This is a genomic window from Acinetobacter sp. AG1, assembly GCF_001005525.1.
In the GTDB taxonomy this organism is placed as follows: Bacteria; Pseudomonadota; Gammaproteobacteria; order Pseudomonadales; family Moraxellaceae; genus Acinetobacter; species Acinetobacter modestus.
In genome coordinates, this window is sequence record NZ_LBMZ01000062.1 from 1 (window position 1) to 9,566 (window position 9,566).

Here is a 9,566-nt window from a genome sequence, read left to right on the forward strand (position 1 = left end):
CACATGGGCAACGAAAGACATCGTTGTTATTGCTGATATTGCAGTTACTGCAAATATTACACTGAACAAATCTATGGCTACACAGACTCGGTCTATTTATAATAAAAATGGACTTGAGATATTTAGCATTGATGCGGAAGGAAGTGTTGTAGAGAAACAATACAATGAGTTGGGTAAAGTTACTCATGTCATCTCATACGATAAATCGATCAATATTATTGGTGAAAGCCTTACTCAAGAAGCAATTCGAACCGCATTGCAAACCGCGAATGCCAGCTCAAAAACAGAGTCGTCTTATTATGATCTACTCGGTCGAGTTGTTTATACTATAGATGCGGCTGGGTATATTTCACGATACGATTATGATGGATTAAATAATTTATTAAGAATATGGAATTTTAAAGAAGTAATAAAGCTAAGCCGTTTAAGTACATTGGCTCAATTGGATGCAATTTATAAAGCATCGACGATACCTGTTTTTACAATACAGTATATGTATTACGATAAATTGGGGAGAAAGATTTATGACCTGAATCAAATTTCCATACTTACTCGTTATAGTTATGACGAATTAGGCAATTTGGTTAGTAAAAAAGAAACAGCAATTAGCTATGTTACTGTGCTTGATGTATTGCGAACCAAAGATGCTAATGGTGTTTTTACGTCAGATCGACCTGCAGCAACGACAGATAATTATGATGCAGGCTTGAAGTTACTCACTGATGCTCAGTTTAGAGAGACAAACTATTATTACGATAAATTAGGCCGAGTTAAGTACATTATTGATGCTTTGGGTTATGTGACTCGCTTTAATCATAATGCTTTAAATAAAGTTATAAATACGGTGAAGTACTACGATGCGATCAGTCTCAGTCGTGGTAGTAGTTTAGAGCAGCTCAATGCGGTTTATCTTGCATCAACGCCACCCCCGTATACAGTCACAGGGACCTTATATAATGTTACTGGGCGTAAAATCCTAGAATTTAATGAAATGACCTTTTTTACCTATTATAGCTATGATGCCTTAGGCAATGTGGTGAGTAAAAAGGAATCAACGTTTACAGTGGGTGAACTCCTCGATTTGTTAAGAACCAAAGATGTCAATGGTAATTACACGACGGACAGGCCTACAACAACCCTTGCCAACTGTATTCAGGCAATGTCATTGGTTCCGGCAACCAAATTACGTGAAACCAAATATTATTACGATAAAGTTGGACGCGTAGTTTATGACATTAATGCTTTAGGATCGGTAACCAGTTATAGCTATGATGCACTTGGGAATTTGATCTCAAGCAAACAGTCGAGTCTGAATTCAGATAGCATTTTAGATTTATTAAGAAGCAAAGATGCGAGCGGAAACTTTACAACCCCACGCCCTGAACTGAATACAGACAATCTAGAAAAAGCATTTAAGCTGATTTTTTATTTGAACTATAGAGAAAGTAGTTCATTTTATGATAAGAATGGTCGACTTGCTTATAGTATCGATGCTTTAGGCTATTTGACACGTTATAGCTATGATGCTTTTGGTAATGTCAGTAATATAGCGCGCTTTAATATGAAAGTAGGCCATGGGGGGAATACCTTTGCACAATTAAATTCTCTATTTAGGACACCTGCGACTTTACCCCCACATACGATTACCCAATATAATTATGATGCTTTAAACCGAAAAATTAAAGAAACAGATGCAGAAGGCTTCTCAGTCGAAACGGGCTATGATGCCTTTGATAATGTGATTTGGGTAAAAGACAAACTCGGTAATAAAGGCTATTTCTATTATGATGCCCTGAATCGAAATACAGCTAAGATTGATGCAGAAGGTTACTATTCTTACTATGCTTATGATGTATTTGGGCGTCAGTTGTATGAAGGTAAATATTTAACTCCTGTAGGTGGTTTAGATAAAATTGAAGATGCGAATGGTCTGTTGAATGCAGTCAAGGTGCTTGCAACCAGTACCGAAGCTGCACCAACCACACAGCCTTATCTTGATGGTACCCAGTATGCCACTGCAATTAGCTACCAATATGACAAATTAAATCGTAAGACCAGAATCACCGATATATTGGGCAACTACGAAGAATATACTTATAACAATGGCTTTAGCCAACCAGCGACTTATCGCAATAAGCTTGGGGGTGTTTATAGTTATGTTTATGACCGATTAGGTCGTCTAACCCAAGAAACATTACCAGAGAAATCATCTGGTCTCGATGTTATCAATACGTATGAATACGATGCCTTTGGGAATAGAATCAAACTGACTGAAGCTAAAGGTCTGACTGAGCAACGTGTTTCGGTTTACGAATATGATGGCTTAAACCGACTGACCGCAAAAATAGGTGAAGCAGTTGATGTAGTTCAGTTAAAAGCATTAGATCCAAGCAAGCCTGACCTTAAAGACAAAGTCGTTACGACAGGTGTCATTCCACGAGAAAGCTATCAATATGATGGCTATGGCAATCAGATTTTAAAGACGGATGCGAATGGTGCTAGGACCTTTAGTTTCTATGATCAAAATGGCCGCAAAATATCTGAAATTAATGCTGTGGGTCAACTGACGCAGTGGGAATACAATCCCTTTGGACAAGTCATTAAATCAATATCCTATGAAACACCAGCTACATTCCCGACAGTGGCAGGTGGTGAATTACCTAGTAATGCATTGCCAGTAGGTAATTTCCGTGTTGTTGAATATGGTTATGATAAATTGGGTCGCCAAATCTGGGTGAAGAGCCCAGATGTGTATACCTATGATTATGATCTAGATGGAAAAGGTGGCTTAGTTAAGCAAGCTGCGATTGAAAAGAATTACTACGATGGTAACGGCAATCTAATCCGTGTTGAAGATGCCAAAGGGGGCATCACTTACCATTATTATGATGCGATAGGTCGCAAGATATTAACAGTTGATGCGGGTGGCTTTGCCACTCAGTGGATCTATGGCAGTGATGTCACCAATAAGGTGAATATCTTAACGGAAATCAAATATGCCCAAAAACTAACACAAGCTCTATTACCAACAGATCAATTCAGTCAAGTGAAGACTTTATTGATTGTAGATACCAATAATGACCGTAAGACTCTAACGACATTTGACCGTAAAGGACGCATCAGCAAAACTGAACTGTTTAATGTCAAATATACGGATGGGACAACCGTTAAAGTCGGAAATAGTACAACAAGTTTCACTTATAACGGTTTGGATCAAGTCTTAACCAAAACAGACGATGCGGGGACAACCAGTACATCTTATGACAAACTTGGTCGAGAAAGCATTCGAACCTTTGGGGAATATAAAGACAGTAATAATGTGGCGGTCAAACAGCGTATTTTTACTGTTTATAATGGTTTAGGATTATTATATACCAGTTCCATTTTAGGTTTGGTGGATAGCTCAGGTTCAGATGACCGTGTGACCATTTATGCCTATGACAAGCTGGGTCGTTTGATTAAAGAGACCAATGGCAACATTAGCCATAGTGTGAACTATGGCTATGATTTAATGGGTAATCAAACGTGGGTGAGTACCGATCGTAAGACTAACTCAACGGTTGTTAAAACAGATGAAACCCTGATTGAATATAATCAATTAGGTAAAGAAACGGCTCGACGCGTAAATGAAGGATCACGCCCTACACAGAGTAGTACCACAGTTACATGGAAGACACTAGAGCAACGTGAAACACGCTATAACGTGTTTGGGGAAGTCACTGGAAAACGTTTAGTCAATCCAAATAGCACCACGAAAGCGACAGATCCTTGGCAGGAAGTGACGGAATACAATAACCAAGGTAAGGTATGGAAGAGCAATGCCAATAATGGGGTGACACGCTATTATTTATATGACCGAAATGGCAATGCAACTTTGCAGTTGGACACGACGGGTTCAACAAACGTTACAGCAAAAACCCCGCAGCAACTAACCAATCTGACTGGTGTGACGTATACGGAAACCGTCTACGACAAACGGAATCAAGTGGTTGCAGTAAGACAACCGAAGTTCAGTCAAGACACTTTAGATACGACGTTAAACCTGTTTGGTCAGACTATTTCACGAACCACAGAAAAGTCAACAGTTGTTTTAACCGATAATAGTAGTAGCACCAATAAACTGAGTTTTAATGCAGATACGCAGAAACTCAATATTCAAGCAAATGCACAAGCCAAACGCTTGGTGATTAAATACTGGCCAAAAAATGAGACTGTCACCAGTGATAAGGCATTCACCATTGACATGCAAGCGGGTACAACCGCAGGTGCCTTTGTACTAGATATCTCCACGATTACCGCTAATACGGATCTCAACTTTAGTTATAGCAGTACCGATGTTAACGGTAAGGTTTTAGAAAGTAGTACAGGCACGCTTAAACGCTCTGTAAATGTTATTGAAAAGTTCTCGGGTGGGAGTGTGACTGCCAATCCGAATGCAACTACCAATTCGGTTGCAAATAGCATAAGCAATGTAGCGATTGATGTTTTTAGTGATTATAAGTTGCCGATTACATTGATAGGACAACAAGTTCAAAAGGTTACAACAAAGGAGGTATTAGGCATTTGGGGTAGTCTGAAAAGTATTAGCATAGCTTATGATGAAGGAATCTTGGTGCAAAAAATAAAGTTTGCACTTCCTTCTCAGTTGCAAGGTTTTGGAAATGGGAACTTTGAGATTGAATTAAGTGTTGATAGTGCTGATGGCTTAGATAAAAAGATTTATAAACAGAGTGTAAGTTCAACAACTAGTTCTATTGAATTTCCACTAGATCTGAATAATGATAAATTTCTAGGTGGTAAAAGTTATAATATAAAGGTTTATAAGAGAATATCACCAGCAATTAAAGAATTGATAATAAACTCTGATAATAAAATTCCTGATAAGATAAAACGCTCTTATACGGGTCTATTACTTAATAACTCACCTAAAATATATTCTGCTGAAGTCGGTGAAATATCTGATATTGGTGCACAAGTAATAGAACAACAAGGATTATTAAATTCTTATAATCATTTAATGATCACGGGTGTACCAGTGGGGACGAGTCGTGTTGAGGTAAAATATAAGCTGCAAGGTACAGGACAGTGGAGTACTTTAATAAATAGTGCAGCTTTATATAATAATATCTCGGGTTGGTATCAGGCGAATCTAAGTACTTTAGATCGTAATGCGAACTATGACTATCAATATATTACTTATAATGCAAAAGGGGATATATTGGGGGGTGGTCAAGGTGTGATGAATACGGCTGTGAATAATGCTAGTATTGATCAAAAGGCTTTATCTGTTGAGGATATACCTAGTATCTATAACGATAAGAAAGAGACTGTTAATACTAGGCAGGATGTTGTTAAGGGAGTATTTTTTGATTCAAATATTGGTATTGTTTCTATTTCTGCAGGTGAAAAATATACGAATAATATTAGGTCTCCAATAAAGTTAGTATATTCTTTTAATAATGAAATTTTGAAAAAATATGGGGATAATTTTGTATTAATATTTAATAATTATTTTGGAAATGGTTATACTAAAACATTACAACCATTTGCTATAACTTCAAATATTGGATCAACAACGTTTGCTTTTGAGCTTGCATATGAGGAGTTTGAAAAGCTTAGTACCAATACAAGTTCGTATGAAGGAGTAAGATGGACATTTGATGTCAGATTAGCTTTGGTAGAAAACAATAGATTTATTCAAGTCGGGCAAATGTATCAAGATGTTCTTGTTAAATCACATTTCCCAGTGGGTGATAAGCCAACGCGTTATATTGAAATCCCTGCAGGTAGTCCTATCTCTAATTATATGACTCTGGTGCGTAAATCTCATCTCAGACTTTTAAATCAAAGTGCTAATACATTTATGGTCATGGCCTATTATAGAGAATTAGGGAGTAATGAAACGTATAAAACAACATCTGCACGCATTACTGGTTTCTCTAAGGATATTTATGGTCAAGAAATTAGTGGTAATTTTGAGTTAGAGTTGTTGAATATAGATCCTACTAAAAAATATGAATTTCAATACATTTCTTATGATAAGGATTATCTTGTTATTAATCGCCAACAGGGGGTTTTGGAACAGAATGCTCAGGGTGTGAAAGTTACAACCACTCCATTAAATTATGGGGGAAATGGTTTTGTTATGTATCAATATAAAACCATTGAGTTTATTGATCAATTCGGGGTGAAGCTAGATTCTCAAGCAAAAATTGCACTTAAAATACGTAAAATAGGTGAAAATAGTTGGCAAGAAGCACATTCATCATATGGGTATAGGCAAGTTGAAGATAGACTCTTTAGTTTTTCGATTAAGAATATGTTGGATTGGTATTATCATGCTGTTTTACCAGGAGAGTACGAATTTAAGTTAGAGCTATTTGAAACAGCTGCAGATACTGTAGCCAAAGAAGGTATAATTGGTAAAATCAGTCTAACTAGTACTGAACCTAAAGTAGTCAGTTACATCCCAAAATCCTTTGTCCAAAATCAAATTACCTTTTCAGGACAACCTGTTGGTAGTAAAACGGTTACAGTCAAATACGGTACTGCTAACGGTCAACTCAACCAAACCGCTGTTTTAGCTGTGGGTGCGGATGGCAAAGCCATTCTTGATGCAACTGCGATTGCCGAGATGAACCTATTTGGTAGCACCACGGTTTACTATAGCTATGAAACAACTGATGAAAATAATAAAGTGCTTAATCGAGCAACTGGTTATATCAATGTTGGATTAGGTGCTGGATCAGGACATCATAACAGTAAAGTAAATGACAGTTGGATTGACTTTCAACCTGCGCAAAACAATGGCACCAAGATGGAGATTTACTACCGGAAGCGTGACGTTGATGCGCAAGGGAACTTTGTCTCTGATCTGATTAATGCTGATATTAATAGTGATGCTTATTGGGGAGATAAAGCTCAATTCACCACCGTGGCTCTAACCCCACAAAATGGTGTCTATCGCTGGAATATTAATAACCTTGTACCAAGTTCTGGTTTTACAAATTATGAATATTTCTATCAACTCTATGATGCAAGTGGCAAAGTGATTGCCTTTGTACCAGGGAAAGTCACGGTAGATAGTAACGGTAATGGTGACACCCAACAAACCAAATGGATGATTAATGGTTCGGGCAATGAACAAAATCAAATTATCCGTAGTCAGACTTACAATGCCTTTGGTGAAATTATCAGTGAAACCGATGGTAATGGCAACACCATAACCTCAAGCTATAACACGCTTGGAAAATTAATCGAGAAAAAATTACCCACTGTTGATATTCGTAAAGCAGATGGTACGGTTGTTCAAAGCAATCCAACCCTTGAATATGCCTATGATCTCGCAGGGCGATTACTCACCACCAAAGACGCTAATGGCAATATCAATAAACAAAGCTACATCAATGGTCGTAATCTAGAAACGGGTGATTGGCTGGTTGCCAATGAAACCCATGCAGATGCTGGTCAGGTGATCAATGGCTATGATGTATTTGGTAACTTGAAAGCTCGCACCAATGAGATTGGAGTGAAGACAAGTTATGACTATGATATCAGTGGTAACCTCACCAAGATGACCAAAGCTGCACGAACAGCAGGTAGTGCAGGTGCAATCGCGATCAGTGATGCTGCTGGTGTCCAAAAAGTCCTCACCGATATCTTTGGTTATGATGAACTTGGCAATCGTATAACTGTCACCAATGCACTGGGTAATGCAGTTGCAACGGAATACGATGCATTAGGTCGAGTGATCCAAACCAAAACAGCAGAAGGTGTAGTGACCAATGTTGATTATGCTTATGATGCCAATATCCTAAATATCAATGGCAGCAAAGGCGGAATTAAACGCACCGAAACCGATGTCTTAGGTAAAACGATTATTGATGAACAGGATTACTATGGGCGCAATGTCAAACATACCGATAAAGGTGGACATGTTTCGAGTTACATCTTTAATGCGGGTGGCTGGCTGACCAAACAAAGCAATACCCAAGGACAAAATATTGACTATACCTACTATAACAATGGTTCGATCAAAGAAATTCGAGATGTTGCATTAAACCTCCTCACGGCTTATCGCTATGACGATAATGGCAACCGCATCGAAGAACGTTACCAAGAGCTCAATGCCAAAGCTGGTGAACCACGAGTCTTCCAAAATGCGTTGATTGGTTATGATTCATTGAATCGTAAGATCAATGTGCAAGATCAATCCTTTAATATCCACTATGACTATGATGCCAATGGCAACATCATTCACATGCTGGCGAATTATCGAGATGCGGTGAATGCTGCCCCAAAAACGCAAGATTTTTGGTACAACTATGACAACATGAATCGATTTACCGTCAGTATGGGAGTATTGAACAGTACGACTAAGCAAGTCGAACGTGGTGATACAGGGATCAAGCTTGAGTATGACAAGCTAGGACAACGCCTATCCGCGGACTATGGCAAGAATGCGCTGAACTCCAACAAAGCCCATAAAGAAAGCTATGCCTATACCACCGATGGTTATCTAGAAAAAGTTGAAAATCAGGACTATGACAGCACTGGTAAAGTTTTAGGAACGAAATATACCCTTTCTATACGCTCTAATGATGAACTCGGTCGCGTCAAAACTTATAGAGAAAATAAAGAAAATAGTAATGACGAGTATCAAACCACGACCACGATCTATAACAAAGATAACCAAGTCAGTAACCAAACTAAAACAGGTAGTAATGCAGGTAAAACGACTTACAACTATCGTGCTGATAAGGTCACACTAGATAACACGGTCATGGAACCAAGTACAGGCGGCTCGGCTCAAACCACCACATACGAATATGAATGGTGGGATTCAGCCAAACAGAAAAAGATAACCACGACGACCACTGTCAATAACAATACGCTGACGGGTATTACTGATTTTAGTTATGACGTGAATGGGCATATCAGTGGGTTTACGGATACTCAAAATACGCAAAACAAACGCTCTGCTAGCTATATCAATAACTCACAAGGGATGGTGTTACAACGTAATGAGTTGATTAATGGTTCGATGAACCGTTACCGTAACTTCTATTACATCAATGGACAACGCATTGGTGATGTGAGTAACGATGGCCCATCACGAGAAGACTATGTTCAAAATATCCAAAACAGTCGGGCAACACCAACCCAAGCCAAAGATTTTAAACCGATTTCATCGGCAGATTTCGATCAGAACTTTGAGCCGATCAATGCCCAATACCCATCGAGTGCAGCGACAAGTTATGTAGTCAACAATGGAGACACCCTACAGAGTATTGCTTTGTCAGTATGGGGTGATGCTTCGATGTGGTACATGATTGCAGACCTCAATGGTTTGAACACATCGGATAAGTTAACCGCGGGTCAGATTCTTACGATTCCGAACAAAGTGACCAATATTCACAACAATAGTGAGACCTTTAGACCTTATAGTCCGGGTGAAGCGATTGGGGATACGCAACCAACAGTACCAAGTCCACCACCACCACCGAAACCGAAGAAGAAGTGTGGGGGAATTGCTCAGATCGTCATGATTATTGTGGCGGTGGTTG

General features: G+C 38.7%; 1 protein-coding gene. It reads left to right on the forward strand.

What is annotated here, in order from left to right; translation table 11 throughout:
• Positions 1–9,566: LysM peptidoglycan-binding domain-containing protein (locus tag AAV96_RS01115; RefSeq protein WP_155857112.1), on the forward strand; the 9,566-nt coding region annotated here is incomplete at both ends.